This is a genomic window from Novosphingobium sp. TCA1 (assembly GCF_009811895.1).
GTDB lineage: Bacteria > Pseudomonadota > Alphaproteobacteria > Sphingomonadales > Sphingomonadaceae > Novosphingobium > Novosphingobium panipatense_A.
The window spans coordinates 56,895-72,974 of record NZ_BLJH01000012.1 but is presented as its reverse complement, the minus strand read 5'-3'; the positions used below and the strand labels follow the sequence as shown (position 1 = coordinate 72,974).

The following is a 16,080-nucleotide window of genomic DNA, read 5'->3' as shown; positions in this document are numbered from 1 at the left end:
CGATATTGTAGCCGATTGTCGCGGACCTGCTTGGCAGTTCGGCCTGTCTTCCCCACGCTATGTGTTTGAGGCGGGGAGAGGGGCCCGGAGAAGGAGGAGCAAGAATGGCAGCGCGCATCGCGGTATCGCGTATCATCCACACGATCCACGCCGTCACGGACATCCACCGTTGCCGTGCGCTTTATCAGGACGCGCTGGGAGGCCTTGTCTTTGCGGAGAACTATTTTCCCGCCGAGGACCGCGACGCTGCGCTGCTTTACGTCACCGATCACATGGTCGAACCGATGGCGCCGCGCCATCCCGATGACCTGACCAAGCCCTTCGCCCGGCAGGCGGCGCGGATCGGGCAAGCCTTCCACTCCTTCGAAATCAAGGTTGCTGACGGCAAGGCCGCCAGTGACGCATTCCGGGCAGCGGGATGCACGGTGGCCAGCGACTATGGGGTGTTCTTCTTCGTCCGGCCCGAGTCGACGGGGGGCGTCCTGCTGGAAGTCTGCGAGCTGGGCATGCCCAACGATCCCCGCGATCGGGGTAACTGGAACCCGGCGGTCGGCGCTGGACATGCCGGCCGGGTGACGGGACTGGACCACATCGCTTGCGTAACCGCCGACATGGCGGCGGTGCTCCGCTTCTTTACCGAGATCGTCGATGGCGAAGTCCTCGCGGACGAGCGGGTGGTCTCGCCGCAGCCGGCGCGGCGCGTCCTGCTGCAGGTGGGCGACACGCGCGTCGCTTTTCTGGAGCCGGAGGAGGCCGGGGGCGGACCGTTCGGAGCGTTCCTGAACAGGACGCAGAACGGCATCTATGCGCTGGTGTGGAGAGTGGACGATGCCGAGCGGGCCAAAGCCCATTTTACCGGAAAGCTCGGCCTCAGGCTAACCGAAGTCCATTGCATAGCTGCAGGACTGGCGATCGAGCCGGACGATTTCCTGGGTGCCCGGCACGAATTCCTGGAAACTTAGACGACCGTCTCGCTCTCCAGCGCGCAGGGCGATTCGGCGTCGGTTTCGATCTGCACGGTGGGGTGGCCGATGCCGAAGCGGTGCTCCAGTTCGTGTGCCAATTCGTGCAGGAAGGCATCGCTGCGAACCGCGCCAGGCATGACGAGATGGGCCGTCAGGGCGGTTTCCGTCGTGCTCATCGGCCAGACGTGGAGATCGTGGACGCGGGTGACGCCCGGCAGCTGCGTCAGGAAGGCGCGCAAGGCGGCGATGTCTATGCTTTTGGGCACGGCCATCATGCCCATGCGCAGCGATTCGCGCAGAAGGCCCCAGCTGGACCAGGCGATGACGGCCGTGATCACCAGCGAGGCGATGGGGTCCATCGCCTGCCAGCCGGTGAACAGGATGACCACGCCCGCGATCACCACCCCGGCCGAAACCGCGGCATCCGCCATCAAGTGAACGAAGGCCGCGCGCAAGTTGAGGTCCGATTTGCTGCCCTTGGCGAAGAGCAGCGCCGAAAGGGCGTTCACGGCGATGCCCACGGCGGCGACGGCAATCATGGTCGTGCCCATGACCGGCGCAGGCTCGGCAAAGCGGCGCACGGTTTCGACCAGGATGGCGCCGATCGCCACCCATAGGAGGGCGGCATTGGCGATGGCGGCGAGGATCGAGGAGCTCTTCAATCCGTAAGTGAAGCGCTCTGAAGGCGGCCTTGCCGCAAGCACGCTGGCGGCCCAGGCCAGTAACAGGGAAAGCACGTCGGAAAGATTGTGCCCGGCATCGGCCAGCAGCGCCATCGAGCCGCTGAAGAAGCCCGCTGCCGCCTCTGCCACGACGAAGACCACGTTGAGCCCTACTGCAAGTGCGAAGGCCTTGCCCACGTCCCCCGGGGCGGGCGGACCATGGTGGTGGTGCCCGTGGGAGTGGCCATGCGAATGCCCATGGGAATGTCCGTGACCATGGCCATGTCCGGCTTGGTCGTGGTGATGCTGATGAGAGGCGGCCATGACAATTTCATCGCATGCGCCGGAGCTTAACAGCAAGCGATGACGTATCATTACATGTCGGGACCACTTTCCCCATGGCGGCATGGAAGTCTCGCTGCGTGACATTTATGCCGCACAACCGATTGTCACATTGGCTCATAAAGCACGGAAAACTCAGAAAAATCGGCCAATTTCCGCAAACGACTGCAATTTGGGTCACAAAATTGCGCAACGAAGATCGGAAATGAATCCCTTGCGTCAGAAGATTGTCATATTGCGCTGCTCTTAGCAGCCGCAGCAAACCTGCGGCGGGGCAACCTCTTCCGCATTCGGTTCCAACCACTCTGAAGGTTTCCAGGGGGCTAAGATGAAGTTTCAATCCATTCTTTCGACCGCGACCAGCACGCTCGCAGTCGGCGCGGCATTCCTTGCCGTTCCCGCTTTCGCTCAGTCGACCGGCTCGGTCGACTTCGAGGAAGGCACCATCGTCGTTACCGGTCAGGTGAACCGCGGCGTCGCCGGTGTGCAGATCCCGAACACCTCGAAGGCCAAGCAGGTCCTGACGCAGGAAGTGATCCAGGCCCAGGTTCCGGGCCAGACGATCAACGACACCATCAACCTGATGCCGGGCGTCAGCTTCCAGAACAACGACCCGTTCGGTTCGGCCGGTGGTACGCTGACCATCCGCGGCTTCGACGATTCGCGTATCTCGCAGACCGTCGATGGTATCCCGCTGAACGACACCGGCGGCTACGCGCTCTATTCGAACCAGCAGATCGACCCCGAAATCATCGAGCAGGTCAACGTCAACCTCGGCACCACCGACGTCGACTCGCCGACCGCCGCCGCTTCGGGTTCGACCGTCAACATCCGCACCCGCAACCCCTATGACGACTTCGGCGTTCGCCTGCTGGGTTCGGCCGGTGACTTCAGCTTCTTCCGCATGTTCGGCGAGATCGACACCGGCGAGTTCACCTCGGCCGGCACCAAGGCGTTCTTCTCGGCCTCGAAGGCCGTGAACAACACGATCTACGGCGGCATCGGCCAGATCGACAAGACCCAGTTCAACGCCAAGGTCTACCAGCCGATCGGCAGCAACGGCGACTTCATCTCGGTCGCCGGTCACTGGAACCGCAACCGCAACAACTTCTTCGGCTCGGTGCCGCTGCGCCTCGACGACGACCGCGTGGTCGGTTCGGATTCGGCGACCAACCGCTTCCCGAAGACGCGTGACGAGCGCTTCTACAAGACTGCCGAGTGCCAGATCCCTGCTGGCGTGAACGGTACCGCAGATCCCGCCAGCAGCTGCGGTTCGGCTTACGACTATCGCTTCAACCCGTCGAACACCGGCAACATCCGCATCAACTCGCGCTTCACGCTCAGCGACAAGCTGACCCTGAACGTCGATCCGAGCATCCAGTACACCAAGGCCAACGGCGGCGGCACGGTGGATGCGCGTGAAGGCTTCTACACCCAGAGCGCCAACGCCACCCGCAGCGCCATCACGGCGGCCCAGATGGTTTCGGGCTACATCGGCGGCAAGCCCTACTTCGGCGGCGTCGATCTGAACGGCGACGGCGACACGCTCGACACCGTTCGCATCCTCGCGCCGAGCAACACCGAAACCTGGCGTATCGGCGTCATCGCCTCGCTGCGCTATGACATCAACGAGTTCAACCGCGTCCGCGTGGCGTACTCGTACGACCGCGGTCGTCACCGCCAAACCGGCGAGACCAGCCTGCTCAAGTCGAACGGCTTCGCTTCGGACGTGTTCTCGAACAGCTCGCTGGCCGATGCCGACGGCAACATCCTGCAGAAGCGCGATCGCCTGTCTTATGCGATCCTGCATCAGGTTTCGGGTGAATACTCGGGCGACTACATGAACGACCGCGTTCACCTGAACCTCGGTATCCGCGCACCGTTCTTCAAGCGCAACCTGACCAACTACTGCCTCGCCACCAGCGCATCGGGCTTCGTCGACTGCTTCACCACGAACAGTGCCGACCAGGGCGTCTATGCCGGTGCGAACCCCAGCTACAAGCTGCCGCAGCAGCGCATCCTGAACTACAACAAGGTCCTGCCGACCGCCGGTGTGGTCTTCGACGCGACCGACAACGCAAGCCTGTTCTTCAACTACTCGAAGGGCCTGCAGGTCCCCGGTACGGACAACCTCTACCAGTCGTTCTGGTACGATCGTGACGAAGCCGGCGCGAACCCGAAGCCGGAAACCACCGACAACTTCGACCTGGGCGTCCGTTACACTTCGGGCATCATCCAGGCGTCGCTGACCGGCTGGTACACCCGTTACACCAACCGTCTGGCTTCGGCTTATGACCGTGACCTCGATGTCACGATCTACCGTAACCTCGGCCGCGTCGACAAGTACGGCATCGACGGCAGCTTCGCCGTCCGCCCGATCCCCGAGTTCTCGCTCTACCTCTTCGGTTCGTACCTGAAGTCGAAGATCAAGGAGAACGTGGAGATCGACGACGGCGTCTTCGCCAACACCAAGGGCAAGCGTGAAGCCGGTGCGCCGGTCTACACCCTTGGTACGCGTGCGAACGGCAACATCGGTCCGGTCGAACTGGGCGTTCAGGTCAAGCGTACCGGCCCGCGTTACGTCAACGACCAGAACCTGCCGATCGTGATCGCCGGCACGCAGGTCTACGGCAAGAAGACCCCGGCCTACACGCTCGTCGACCTCGACGCGAAGGTGAAGCTCGACTTCATCGGCCTGGGCGACAAGACCTTCCTGCAGCTCAACGTCGTCAACCTGTTCGACAAGCTCTATGTCGGCGGCTTCGACGGTGCAGGCACCTCGCAGACCAACGTGCCGAACGCCTACATCGGCACCCCGCGCACGTTCATCGGTTCGATCAGCTTCGGCTTCTAAGATCGCTTCCGATTACGGAACAGGGAAGGGAGGAAGCGCAGGCTTCCTCCCTTTTCCTTTGCCCGTCGTTCGCGCCGCGCCTAGCTTTCCATGCAAAGGAAAGGGGAGCGGATACGATGGATGAGGAACAGACCCCGTCGCAGCGGATTGACGGGCGCATCGCGGCACTCGGCGACTGGCGGGGCGAGATGCTGGCGAGGCTGCGCCGGGTGATCCTGGCGGCCGATCCCGAGGTGACCGAGGAGTGGAAGTGGCGCGGGGTGCCGGTCTGGTATCGCGGCGGCATGGTCTGCACCGGGGAGACCTACAAGGCGGCGGTGAAGATGACGTTCGCCAAAGGGGCGGCGCTGGGCGATCCCGCTCACCTGTTCAACGCCAGCCTCGACGGCAACCAGCGCCGCGCCATCGATTTCCACGAGGGCGACGAGGTGGACGAGGCTGCGCTGACCGCGCTGATCCGCGCGGCGATCGCCCTCAATCTTGCGAAGAAGCCTTCGCTAAAACGTCAGTCGTAGACGCAGGAATCGAGGCCCTGGGTCTTTACCGTGCCGATGCGGGCGGCGATGGTGTTGCCGTAGCGGCGGGTGAAGCCCGATGGGCTCTTGACGCTGCGGGTCTTGGGGCTGGGCAGTGCGGCGGCCATGCGGCCCGCCTCGGTCCTGGTCAGGTTCGAGGCCGACTTGCCCCAGTAGCGCTGCGCCCCGGCCTCGACGCCGTAAGTGCCGATGCCGGTCTCCGCGACGTTGAGGTAGACTTCCATGATCCGGCGCTTGTCCCACAGGTTCTCGATCAGGAACGTGAACCAGACTTCCAGGCCCTTGCGCATATAGCGGGTCCAACCGTCGCCCTGCCAGAGGAAGACGTTCTTGGCGGTCTGCTGGCTGATCGTCGATCCGCCGCGCAGGCGCCCGCCCGCGGCATTGCGCTCGAAGGCCTTCTCGATGGCATCGGTGTCGAAACCCTTGTGGGTGCAGAACTTGCCGTCCTCGGCAGCGATCGCGGCGGCCACCATGTTGCGGTCGATCCGGCTGAGCGGCTGCCAGTCCTTGGTGATGCCGTTGCCGTCCACCAGCATCGTCACCGTGATCGGCGGCGGCACGAAGCGATAGAGCAGGGTCAGCGCTACGCTGATCGCGACGAACCCGAAGACGGTCTTGGCAAGGATGCGCAGCAAGGAAATGAAGCCCCGTTGACGGCAAAGTGCGAAAGTGCGGCCGTCCGGCCTCCTGACTAGCGACAACGGCGGCGGCGGAAAAGATGCCTGCGCATGGGGTTTCCACGGCGCCTTGCGAAAAATCAGTCGCGGGTGTCGAAATCCGACCGCGCGGCGGCGACGTTTTCGAGATTGGCTTCGGCCCAATGCCAGACGCTGCAGAAGGCCTCGCCCAGACTGTGTCCGAGCGGGGTGAGCCGGTAATCGACATGGGGCGGGATGACCGGATGGACGGTGCGATGGACGAAGCCGTTGCGCTCCATCTGGCGCAATGTCTGGGTGAGCATCTTCTGGCTGATCCCCGGCACCGCACGGGCGAGGGCGCTGAAGCGGGTTTCGCCGTTTTCCTCCAGAGCCTCCAGCACCAGCAGGGTCCACTTGTCCGCCACGCGTCCGATCAATTCGTTGACGAGCGCATCGACGCCGGGCACGTTCGAGTAACGGGTAATGGCCTGATTTTCCATTTCTCACTCATGGGTAACTACAGCACTTTCGGGTGCCTACTTTCCAAAAGAGAGTATCCGTTTACATCCCGTCTCGCAATCTCTTCTCACAGGAGCGAGTTCCATGAAGACCAGCGGCAACACCATTCTTCTCACCGGCGGCGGCACCGGCATCGGGCGCGAACTGGCGCAGCGCTGGCATGATGCCGGCAATGTCGTGATCGTCACCGGGCGCACGCTGGCCAGTCTCGAGGAAACCGCGAAAGGCCGGGAGAATATCCATGCCGTCGCGCTCGACGTGGCCGATCCCGCTGCAATCGCGGCTTTCGCGGCAGATGTCCTCGCGCGGTTCCCGGCGCTCAACGTGCTGGTCAACAATGCCGGGATCATGCCGCTGGAGGACGTTTCGGTCCCGCGCGACCTGTCCCGCGCGGAGGCATGCGTGGTGACGAACCTGCTCGGCCCGATCCGCATGACCGATGCGCTGATCGGCCACTTGCGCGAGCAGGCGGACGCGGCCGTGGTCAACGTCAGTTCGGGCTTGGCTTTCGTGCCGCTGGTGGGCGCGGCGGTCTATTCGGCGACCAAGGCGGCGATCCACTCCTGGACCGACTCGCTCCGTTTCGCGCTGAAGGGCGCGGTGGAGGTCATCGAACTCGCGCCGCCTGCCGTGCAGACCGAGCTGACGCCGGGGCAGTCCACGCGCGAAGGCTACATGCCGCTGGACGCCTTCATCGACGAAGTGATGCGCCTCTTCGCCAAAGTTCCGACACCGGAACTGATCGGCGTGGAGCGGCTGGGCTTCCTGCGCAATGCCGAGGCGGAAGGGCGCTATGCCCAGACCTTCGCGGCGCTGAACGGGGCGGCGCACTGATTGCCTATTTGTCCGGTGAGCGCTGTTCAGGAACAATTGCCGATGCTATGGATTGCAATGTTGCAATGCAGCATGAGTGAGCATTCGAATGGCCTCATCGGACAAGCCTCTCCATATCCTCGATATTGCCCTTCAGGGGGGAGGCGCACACGGCGCCTTTACCTGGGGGGTGCTGGACGGACTGCTCCAGGAACCGCGTCTGGCGGTGGGGGCGGTCAGCGGAGCCAGTGCCGGGGCTATGAACGCGGCGGTGCTGGTTTCCGGCCTGGTGTCCGGCGGCCGGGAAGGGGCCCGCGAACGGCTGCGCTCGTTCTGGAAGGAACTGAACAAGTCGGGCCGAGAGGCAGGGCCGCTGATCCCGATGATCGAGGCCTTCCCAGAGACGACCCGCGCGATGTCCTCCTGGTGGACGACCATGTTCGGCGATCTCGGCATGACGCATGGCTCCCCGGAGATGGGCCGCGAAATGCAGGATATCCTGCGCAAAGTGATCGAGGAGCACGTCGATTTCGCGGCCATCGCCAGCGACAAGGCGCCGCCCTTGTTCATTTCCGCCACGAATGCGCAGAGCGGCACGGCCCGCATTTTCCGCAAGGACGATCTGACGACCGAGGCGCTGCTCGCCTCGGCCTGTCTGCCGCTCTATTTTCCGCCGGTGACGATCGACGGCAAGGACTACTGGGACGGCGGCTACAGCGCCAACCCGCCGCTCGTGCCGCTGGTGCTGGAAAGTGCCAACGATGACCTCCTGCTGATAACCGTCAATCCCCAGGCCCGCGACCAGACGCCGCGCAATGCCGCTGGGATCGTCGACCGGATCACCGAAATCGGTTTCAACCAGTCCATGCGCAAGGAAATGCAGGGCCTGTTCCTGCTGCAATCCTCGATCGGGCGGACGCGGGCGAAAGAAGGCCTCATCGCGCAAGTGGAACGCATGCGTTTCCACGAGATCCACGACGAGGAGACGCTGGCCGCCATGCCCGCGCAAAGCAAGATGCTGCCGGTGCGGCAACTCCTGCTGACCTTGCGCGACGCCGGGGAGGCCGCCGCGCGGCGCTGGTGCGAGGCTTCGATTGAGAGCCTTGGCAAGGAAAGCACTGTCGACCTGGCGAGCCGGTTCGGGCCGGGGTAGGGTGCCTTTTCTGACGCTCACTTCGACCAAGAAACAGCGTCATCCTGAACTTGTTTAGCTTCGCTGGCCTTCGGCTCAGGATCCATTTCTGACCATTGACGGCCGTCTGTTCGGCGCGATGGATCCTGAAACAAGTTCAGGATGACGTGGAGAGAGGGCGCGGCGTTTGCTTGCGCCTCCCCTCACTCCAACGGCAACCTTTAGGGAATCCCCGGCAGGTCCAGACCCTTCTCCCGCGCACAATCCAGCGCGATCTCGTACCCGGCATCGGCGTGACGCATCACGCCCGTCGCCGGGTCGTTCCACAGTACGCGCTCCAGACGCCTGGCCGCCGCTTCGGTGCCGTCGGCGACGATCACCATGCCCGAATGCTGCGAATAGCCCATGCCGACGCCGCCGCCGTGGTGCAGCGAAACCCAGGTCGCGCCGCTGGCGGTGTTGAGCAGGGCGTTGAGCAGTGGCCAGTCCGAAACCGCGTCCGAACCGTCGCGCATGGCCTCGGTCTCGCGGTTGGGTGAGGCGACGGAGCCGCTGTCGAGGTGGTCGCGGCCGATCACCACCGGGGCCTTCAGCTCTCCCTTCGCTACCATCTCGTTGAAGGCGAGGCCGAGGCGATGACGGTCACCCAGACCGACCCAGCAGATGCGCGCGGGCAGGCCCTGGAACTGGATCTTATCGCGCGCCATGTCGAGCCAGTTGTGCAGGTGCGCGTGGTCGGGCAGCAGTTCCTTCACTTTGGCGTCGGTCTTGTAGATGTCCTCGGGATCGCCCGAAAGCGCGGCCCAGCGGAACGGCCCCACGCCGCGGCAGAACAGCGGGCGGATATAGGCGGGCACGAAGCCGGGGAAGTCGAACGCGTTCTCCACGCCTTCGTTCTTCGCCATCTGGCGGATGTTGTTGCCGTAGTCGGTGGTGGGCACGCCCGCCGCCTGGAAGTCCAGCATGGCCTGGACATGGACGGCCATGGAGGCCTTGGCCGCCTTGGCGACCGCTTCGGGCTCGCGCTCCCGCTTCTCGATCCATTCGGCGACGGTCCAGCCAGCGGGGAGGTAGCCGTTGACGGGATCGTGGGCGGAAGTCTGGTCAGTCAGCAGGTCCGGGCGGATGCCGCGCGCGAACATCTCCGGCAGCAGTTCCGCAGCATTGCCGAGCAGACCGACGGAGACCGGCTTCTTCTCGGCATTGGCCTTCTCGATGATCGCCATGGCCTCCTCGATGGTAGAGGCGGCGACGTCGAGGTAGCCGGTGCGCAGGCGCATTTCGATGCGGCTGGGCTGGCACTCGATGGCAAGGCACGATGCACCCGCCATGACCGCCGCCAGCGGCTGCGCGCCGCCCATGCCGCCAAGCCCGGCGGTCAGCAGCCACTTGCCCGATAGGTCGCCATCGTAGTGCTGGCGACCCATCTCCACGAACGTTTCGTAGGTGCCCTGGACGATGCCCTGCGTGCCGATGTAGATCCACGAACCGGCGGTCATCTGGCCGTACATGGCAAGACCGCGCTTATCGAGTTCGTTGAAATGCTCCCAGTTCGCCCATTCCGGCACGAGGTTGGAATTGGCGATCAACACGCGCGGCGCATCGGCATGGGTGCGGAACACGCCCACCGGCTTGCCGGACTGGACCAGCAGCGTTTCATCGCCCTCAAGGCGGCGCAGGGTCTCGACGATCTTGTCGTAGCTCTCCCAATCGCGCGCGGCGCGGCCGATGCCGCCGTAGACCACCAGTTCCTCAGGGCGTTCGGCCACGTCAGGGTGGAGGTTGTTCATCAGCATGCGCAGCGGCGCTTCGGTGAGCCAGCTCTTCGCGCTGAGTTCGGTGCCGGTCGCAGGCTTGATGACGCGGCTGTTGTCGAGGCGGGTCATGGCGGTTCCTTAAATCAGGTGCGGGCGAAGGCGAGGGCCGCCTTCAGCACGTCTTGCAGGATCGGGGTGAGGGTGGCGGCGCGGTCTGCCGAGAACGGCACGGGCCAGTTGGCTTCGCTCGGCACTTCGGGCTCGTCCATGTAGCCGCGAATGGCCAGTTCCATCTGGATCGCATGGACGCCGTTTTCCGGCTCTCCGTAATGCCGCGTGGTCCAGCCGCCTCGGAAGCGGCCGTCCAGAACGTGGCTGAACCCGCTCGCCTTGCAGACTGCGACCACGGCGGCGGAAAGCGCCGGATCGCAGGTCTGGCCGAGATTGGTGCCAATGTTGAACTGCGGCAATTCGCCATCGAACAGGCGCGGCACATGGCTGCGGATCGAGTGCGCGTCGTAGAGCACGACTTTGCCGTGGAGCTTCCGCAGCCGCGCGATCTCCGAGCGAACCGCGGCGTGGTAGGGATTGAACCAGAGCGCGCGGCGGCGGGCGATCTCGGCCTCATCCGGCGCTTCCTCCTTGTAGAGCGGCTCACCGTCGAACGTGGTCGTCGGGCAGAGTTCCGTCGTCGCCTGCCCCGGATAGAGCGAGGCGCCGGAGGGATCGCGGTTGAGGTCGATCACGCTGCGCGAAACACGCGCCGCAATCGTCGTCGCGTCCAGTTCGCGGGCGAAGGCGTAGAGGTCGTCCACCCACCAGTCGGCATCGCGCCGGGCCAGCCATTCCGAGCGGAAGGCCGGGCCGATGTCCGCAAGATCGGCGCCGACATGCGGGAAGGCGACGATGAGCGGGGCGTCTCCGCGATGGAGGACGAAAGGTTCCATCACGAAATCGCCGGGAGCAGGTCCGCCGCCGTGTCCGCCAGTGCGCCGGAGCGGATCAGCCGGTTGGCCGCTTCCATGTCCGGGTGGAAATGGCGGTCGTCGTCGAGCGCGGGGATCTCGGCGCGCAGCACTGCGCGCGCGGCTTCCAGCAAGGTGCTGGAGGCAAGCGGGGTGTGGAATTCGATCCCCTGCGCGGCGGCGAGCAGTTCGATGCCGATCACGGCCGTCGCATTCTCCACCATCGAGAGCAGGCGGCGCGCGCCGTGGGCGGCCATCGAAACGTGGTCTTCCTGATTGGCCGAAGTCGGGATCGAATCGACCGATGCCGGATAGGCCTTCTGCTTGTTCTCGCTGACCAGCGCGGCGGCGGTCACTTGCGGGATCATGAAGCCCGAATTGAGGCCGGGGCGCGGTGTCAGGAAGGCGGGCAGGCCGGACAGCGCCGGGTCTACCAGCATGGCGATGCGGCGTTCGGAGATCGAGCCGATCTCGCAGACCGCCAGCGCGATCATGTCGGCGGCGAAGGCGACCGGCTCGGCATGGAAGTTGCCGCCGGAAAGCGCTTCGTCGGCTTCCGGGAAAATCAGCGGATTGTCGGAAACGCCGTTGGCCTCGATCTCCAGCGTCGTCGCGGCCTGGCGCAACACGTCGAGCGCGGCGCCCATGACTTGCGGCTGGCAGCGCAGGCAATAGGGATCCTGCACGCGGGCGTCGTTCTCGACATGGCTGGCGCGGATGGCGCTGCCGGCCATGAGGCCGCGCAGGGCATCGGCCACCTCGATCTGGCCGCGATGGCGGCGCAAAGCGTGGATGCGCGGGTCGAACGGGGTGTCGGAGCCTTTGGCCGCTTCGGTCGAAAGCGCACCGGTGACGAGGGCGGAGCGGAACAGCAGTTCCGCCTCGAACAGTCCGGCCAGCGCATTGGCGGTGGAGAACTGGGTGCCGTTGAGTAGCGCGAGGCCTTCCTTCGGGCCGAGTTCGAGTGGCGTGAGGCCCGCGCGGGCGAGGGCGTCGGCGGCGGGCAGGCGCTCGCCTGCGAGCATGATCTCGCCCACGCCGATCATCGTCGCTGCCATGTGCGAGAGCGGCGCAAGGTCTCCGCTGGCGCCGACCGAACCTTGCGAAGGCACGACCGGGGTCAGTCCCTTGGCCAGCATCGCTTCGAGCAGGGCGACGGTCTCGGGCCGCACGCCCGAGGCGCCTTGCGCGAGGCTGGCGAGCTTGAGCGCCATCATCAGGCGTATCACCGGCACCGGCGAAGGCTCGCCCGTGCCCGCCGCGTGGCTGAGCACGATGTTGCGCTGGAGCGTGGCGAGATCCTCGTCGCCGATGCGGACGCTGGCGAGCTTACCGAAGCCCGTATTGATGCCGTAGACCGGCTCGCCCTTGGCCAGGATGCGGGCGACGGCGGCGGCGCTTGTCGCCACATGCGGGGCGCAGGCCGGGTCGAGCTTCACGCCCGCGCCGCGATAGACCGCGCGCCACTGGGCGAGGCTCACGTCACCGGGCGTGAGGAGGATATCGTTCATTGTCCACTCCAGATGCGCGCATGGAGCGGATTGAAGCCCATGCGGTAAACGAGGTCAGCCGGGCGCTCGATGTCCCAGATCGCAAGGTCGCAGGCCTTGCCGGGTTCGAGCGTGCCGAGATGGCGGGAAACACCCAGCGCCTGCGCGGCATGGCGCGTCACGGCGGCGAGGCATTCGGGCACGGTGAGGCGGAACAGCGTTGCGCCCATGTTCATCGCCAGCAGCAGCGAGGTCAGCGGCGAGGTTCCGGGGTTGCAGTCGGTCGCCAGCGCGATCGGCACGCGGGCCTCGCGCAAGGCCGCGACCGGCGGCAGCACGGTTTCGCGGCAGAAGTAGTAGGCGCCCGGTAGCAGCGTGGCGACAGTGCCGGACGCGGCCATGGCGGCGACGCCTGCACTGTCGAGGTGCTCCAGATGGTCTGCCGAGAGAGCGTTATGGCGCGCGGCAAGGGCGGCGCCGTGGAGGTTGGAAAGCTGCTCGGCGTGGAGCTTTACCGGCAGCCCTTGCGCCCTGGCGGCGCGGAACAGGCGTTCGGTCTGCGCGGGCGAGAAACCGATGCCCTCGCAGAAGGCATCCACGGCGTCGGCAAGCCCCGCCTCGGCGACGGCGGGGAGCATGACCTCGCAGAGGTGATCTATGTAGCCCTCGGCATCTCCCGTGAATTCAGGGGGAAGCGCATGGGCGCCGAGGAAGGTGGTGACGATCCGAACGGCGCGCGCTTCGCCCAGCCGCCGCGCCGCGCGCAGCATCTTGAGTTCGCTGGCAAGGTCGAGGCCGTAGCCGGATTTCACTTCGACGGTGGTGAGCCCTTCCGCAATCAGCGCATCGAGGCGGGGCAGGGCGGAGGCGACGAGTTCGTCCTCGCTGGCCGCGCGCGTGGCCTTCATGGTCGAGACGATGCCGCCGCCGTTCCGGGCGATTTCCTCGTATGAAGCGCCTTCCAGCCGCAGTTCGAATTCCCGCGAGCGATCCCCGCCGAAGACGAGGTGGGTGTGGCAGTCGATCAGGCCCGGCGTGATCCAGCGGCCCGCGCAGTCAGTCACTTCGGCGGCTTCGAATGAAGGAGCGTCAGCATCCGGACCGGCGTACAAGATCAGGCCGTCCCGCGAGGCGATGACGCCCTGTTCGATCACGCCCACCAGGTCGCCCGTCATCGTGGCCAAACGGGCATGTTTCCAGAGCCTGTCGCAGCGCATGACGAGTCGATCCTCCTTGGTTGTCCCGGTTATTGCATCGGTCGTTTTTAATGTATAGACAAAATAGCGAAGGAGCTTCCCGCCATGGCCGAAAACCCCGCCCGGTCGATCTTCGCGCAGAGCGCGCTGCTGGACCATTCCGGAACTTTGGGCGGCTGGGCTTCCGGCGTGCGTTTCGTACTCCGAAATGGTCGGATTTCCGCCATCGAGAGCGGCGTGGCGGCACAAGCGGGCGACGAGCGCCATGCCTGCGTGATCCCCGGCCTCGGCAATCTCCATAGCCATGCCTTCCAGCGCGGCATGGCGGGACTGGCCGAGCAGCGCGGCGATACGGACGACAGCTTCTGGACCTGGCGCGAGGTCATGTATCGTTTCCTCGACCGGATGACGCCGGACGACCTCCATGCGGTGGCCGCCATGGCCTATCTGGAGATGCTGGAGAGCGGTTTCACCCGGGTCGGCGAATTTCATTATCTGCACCACGATCCCGAAGGCCGGGCCTATGGCGATCCCGCCGAGATGAGCGCGGCGATCGCCCGGGCGGCGGGAGAGGTCGGGCTGGGCCTGACGCTGCTGCCGGTATTCTACGCCCATTCCGGCTTCGGCGCGCAGCCGCCTAGCGAAGGGCAGCGGCGCTTCCTCCATGACCTCGACGGCTTCGCGCGCCTGCTGGACGGCGCGCGCCGGGCGGTGTCGGGTCTGGACGATGCGGTGGTGGGTCTTGCGCCGCACAGTCTGCGGGCCGTCTCGCCCGAACAGCTATCCGTGCTGGAAACGATGGTCCCGGGCGCGCCGGTCCACATCCACATCGCCGAACAGGTGCGCGAGGTGGAGGATTGCCTCGCCTGGAGCGGGCAGCGGCCGGTGGAATGGCTGCTGGACCATGCCGAAGTGAACCCTCGCTGGTGCCTCGTCCATGCGACGCACATGACCGAGGAGGAGACGCGGCGGCTCGCGCGCAGCGGCGCGGTGGCGGGGCTTTGCCCGATCACCGAGGCAAACCTTGGCGACGGGCTGTTTCCGGCGCGCGCCTTTCTGGCCGAGGGCGGGCGCTGGGGCGTGGGCAGCGACTCGAACGTGCTGATCGATGGAACCGAGGAACTGCGCCTGTTCGAATATGGCCAGCGACTCCAGCATCGTGGACGCAATATCGTCGCGAGCCGTGAGACGCGCTCCACTGGCGAGACGCTCTGGCGTCAGGCGGTGGAGGGCGGTGCGCAGGCGCTGGGTGTAAAGAGTGGCCTTTCCATCGGCTTGCCGTTCGATGCCGTCTCGCTGGACCTCGATCATCCCTCGCTGGCGCTGCGGGGCAGCGATCGCCTGCTCGATGGGCTGGTCTTCGGGGCCGGGCGCAGCGGCGTGGATTGCGTCTGGCGCTTCGGCGCGCAAGTGGTAAGCGGAGGCCGTCACCTTGCGCGGGATGCGGTCGTCCGGCGTTACAGGGACAGTTTGGGCAGGCTGATTGGGTGAACTTACCGCTCCACGAACGCATCCGTCAGGATTTCGAGACGCGTATCCTTTCCGGCGCGCTGGCCCCCGGCGCGCGCCTGCCGACCGAGCAGGCCTTGATGGCACACTACGACTGCGCACGCATGACGGTGAACAAGGCGCTCACCGCGCTTGCGACCGCAGGGCTGGTGGACCGGCGCAAGAAGGCGGGCACGTTCGTCGCCCGGCCGCGCGTCCACGCCATGGCCATGGATATCCCCGACCTCGGCGCGCAAGTGGCCGAGCGCGGGCAGGCCTATCGCTTCGACCTCGGCCAGCGCCGCGAACTGACCGGCGCGCAGGCACGGCTGGAATGGAAGGTGGACCGCGCGGTGCCGCTGCTCGAACTGGAAGGCGTGCATTTCGCGGACGGTACCCCGTTCGCCTGGGAGCACCGCTTCGTGAACGTCGCTGCCGTGCCGGAAATATCGGATGCGGATTTCACCAGCGCCTCGCCCGGCGCCTGGCTGCTGGAGCATGTCCCCTGGACCGAGGCGGACGCCCATATCACCGCTACCGGCGCCAGCGCGGCGCAGGCACGGTCGCTGGCCGTGGAGGTGGGCGCGCCGTGCCTCTGCGTCGAACGCAAGACCTGGCGCGGGGCCGAGCCGATCACGTACGTCCGCCAGCTCTTCGTGGCCGGGGCCTACGAACTGACCGCCCATTTCGGCCCCGGCGCGCGCCGGGAGGGCTGATTTA

General features: G+C 65.6%; 14 protein-coding genes. 7 read left to right on the top strand and 7 right to left on the bottom strand.

The window, feature by feature from the left end; genetic code table 11:
- The first annotated feature begins 104 nt into the window (after positions 1-104).
- Positions 105-962, top strand: coding sequence for a VOC family protein (locus NTCA1_RS14765; RefSeq protein WP_159831075.1), 858 nt, complete (start codon positions 105-107; stop codon positions 960-962).
- Here the strand turns inward: NTCA1_RS14765 and NTCA1_RS14760 are convergent.
- On the bottom strand, positions 959-1,951 hold the full coding sequence (locus tag NTCA1_RS14760) for a cation diffusion facilitator family transporter (RefSeq protein ID WP_159831074.1): 993 nt from the start codon (positions 1,949-1,951) through the stop codon (positions 959-961). The genes NTCA1_RS14765 and NTCA1_RS14760 overlap by 4 nt on opposite strands.
- 346 nt (positions 1,952-2,297) lie before the next feature.
- Between NTCA1_RS14760 and NTCA1_RS14755 the strand changes: the two genes are divergently transcribed.
- Entirely contained in the window at positions 2,298-4,823 is a 2,526-nt protein-coding gene (locus tag NTCA1_RS14755) for a TonB-dependent receptor (protein WP_159831073.1), read from the top strand.
- 116 nt (positions 4,824-4,939) lie between these two features.
- Positions 4,940-5,338, top strand: a complete 399-nt coding sequence (locus tag NTCA1_RS14750; RefSeq protein ID WP_159831072.1) for a DUF1801 domain-containing protein — start codon at positions 4,940-4,942, stop codon at positions 5,336-5,338.
- Here the strand turns inward: NTCA1_RS14750 and mtgA are convergent.
- Positions 5,329-5,997 carry a monofunctional biosynthetic peptidoglycan transglycosylase gene (gene mtgA / locus NTCA1_RS14745; protein WP_374705193.1) on the bottom strand — a complete coding sequence of 223 codons (669 nt, stop codon included), beginning with the start codon at positions 5,995-5,997 and terminating at the stop codon, positions 5,329-5,331. The two genes, NTCA1_RS14750 and mtgA, sit on opposite strands and share 10 nt — an antisense overlap.
- Before the next feature lie 122 nt (positions 5,998-6,119).
- Positions 6,120-6,500 (bottom strand): helix-turn-helix domain-containing protein, encoded by a 381-nt coding sequence (locus NTCA1_RS14740; RefSeq protein ID WP_086493464.1) that lies wholly within the window; start codon positions 6,498-6,500, stop codon positions 6,120-6,122.
- 103 nt (positions 6,501-6,603) lie between these two features.
- Here NTCA1_RS14740 and NTCA1_RS14735 point away from each other — a divergent pair, with 103 nt between their 5' ends.
- Positions 6,604-7,353 (top strand): SDR family oxidoreductase, encoded by a 750-nt coding sequence (locus NTCA1_RS14735; RefSeq protein ID WP_159831071.1) that lies wholly within the window; start codon positions 6,604-6,606, stop codon positions 7,351-7,353.
- Positions 7,354-7,441: 88 nt separating this feature from the next.
- Positions 7,442-8,485, top strand: coding sequence for a patatin-like phospholipase family protein (locus NTCA1_RS14730; RefSeq protein WP_159831070.1), 1,044 nt, complete (start codon positions 7,442-7,444; stop codon positions 8,483-8,485).
- Between the two features lie 200 nt (positions 8,486-8,685).
- On the opposite strand, the gene hutU is transcribed toward NTCA1_RS14730, so the two are convergent.
- Genes hutU through hutI form a run of 4 tightly spaced genes read right to left on the bottom strand, consistent with a single transcriptional unit; the run spans position 8,686 to position 13,893 of the window.
- Positions 8,686-10,350, bottom strand: coding sequence for a urocanate hydratase (gene hutU, locus NTCA1_RS14725; RefSeq protein WP_159831069.1), 1,665 nt, complete (start codon positions 10,348-10,350; stop codon positions 8,686-8,688).
- Positions 10,351-10,364: 14 nt separating this feature from the next.
- Entirely contained in the window at positions 10,365-11,168 is an 804-nt protein-coding gene (hutG, locus tag NTCA1_RS14720; protein ID WP_159831068.1) for an N-formylglutamate deformylase, read from the bottom strand.
- The gene (gene hutH / locus NTCA1_RS14715) at positions 11,168-12,697 is read right to left on the bottom strand and encodes a histidine ammonia-lyase (RefSeq protein WP_159831067.1); all 1,530 of its coding nucleotides are present in this window, start codon (positions 12,695-12,697) and stop codon (positions 11,168-11,170) included. The genes hutG and hutH overlap by 1 nt, the downstream gene beginning before the upstream one ends.
- Entirely contained in the window at positions 12,694-13,893 is a 1,200-nt protein-coding gene (gene hutI, locus NTCA1_RS14710) for an imidazolonepropionase (RefSeq protein WP_159831066.1), read from the bottom strand. The genes hutH and hutI overlap by 4 nt, the downstream gene beginning before the upstream one ends.
- A gap of 84 nt (positions 13,894-13,977) precedes the next feature.
- Between hutI and NTCA1_RS14705 the strand changes: the two genes are divergently transcribed.
- Together NTCA1_RS14705 and NTCA1_RS14700 are read left to right on the top strand one after the other, a co-directional pair.
- Complete coding sequence (locus tag NTCA1_RS14705; protein WP_159831065.1) at positions 13,978-15,363, top strand: formimidoylglutamate deiminase; 1,386 nt, start codon at positions 13,978-13,980, stop codon at positions 15,361-15,363.
- Positions 15,360-16,076: a UTRA domain-containing protein gene (locus NTCA1_RS14700; RefSeq protein ID WP_159831064.1), complete on the top strand. Its 717-nt coding sequence runs from the start codon at positions 15,360-15,362 to the stop codon at positions 16,074-16,076. Before NTCA1_RS14705 ends, NTCA1_RS14700 begins: the two co-directional genes overlap by 4 nt.
- Positions 16,077-16,080 lie beyond the last annotated feature (4 nt).

What these genes read in the sequence shown, in the direction of transcription:
- NTCA1_RS14735 (WP_159831071.1), top strand. Translation starts at nt 6,604, where the DNA reads ATGAAGACCAGCGGCAACACCATTCTTCTCACCGGCGGCGGCACCGGC.
- hutH (WP_159831067.1), bottom strand. Translation starts at nt 12,697, where the DNA reads ATGAACGATATCCTCCTCACGCCCGGTGACGTGAGCCTCGCCCAGTGG.
- hutG (WP_159831068.1), bottom strand. Translation starts at nt 11,168, where the DNA reads ATGGAACCTTTCGTCCTCCATCGCGGAGACGCCCCGCTCATCGTCGCC.
- hutI (WP_159831066.1), bottom strand. Translation starts at nt 13,893, where the DNA reads ATGCGCTGCGACAGGCTCTGGAAACATGCCCGTTTGGCCACGATGACG.
- NTCA1_RS14740 (WP_086493464.1), bottom strand. Translation starts at nt 6,500, where the DNA reads ATGGAAAATCAGGCCATTACCCGTTACTCGAACGTGCCCGGCGTCGAT.
- hutU (WP_159831069.1), bottom strand. Translation starts at nt 10,350, where the DNA reads ATGACCCGCCTCGACAACAGCCGCGTCATCAAGCCTGCGACCGGCACC.
- NTCA1_RS14705 (WP_159831065.1), top strand. Translation starts at nt 13,978, where the DNA reads ATGGCCGAAAACCCCGCCCGGTCGATCTTCGCGCAGAGCGCGCTGCTG.
- NTCA1_RS14765 (WP_159831075.1), top strand. Translation starts at nt 105, where the DNA reads ATGGCAGCGCGCATCGCGGTATCGCGTATCATCCACACGATCCACGCC.
- NTCA1_RS14730 (WP_159831070.1), top strand. Translation starts at nt 7,442, where the DNA reads ATGGCCTCATCGGACAAGCCTCTCCATATCCTCGATATTGCCCTTCAG.
- NTCA1_RS14755 (WP_159831073.1), top strand. Translation starts at nt 2,298, where the DNA reads ATGAAGTTTCAATCCATTCTTTCGACCGCGACCAGCACGCTCGCAGTC.
- NTCA1_RS14760 (WP_159831074.1), bottom strand. Translation starts at nt 1,951, where the DNA reads ATGGCCGCCTCTCATCAGCATCACCACGACCAAGCCGGACATGGCCAT.
- NTCA1_RS14750 (WP_159831072.1), top strand. Translation starts at nt 4,940, where the DNA reads ATGGATGAGGAACAGACCCCGTCGCAGCGGATTGACGGGCGCATCGCG.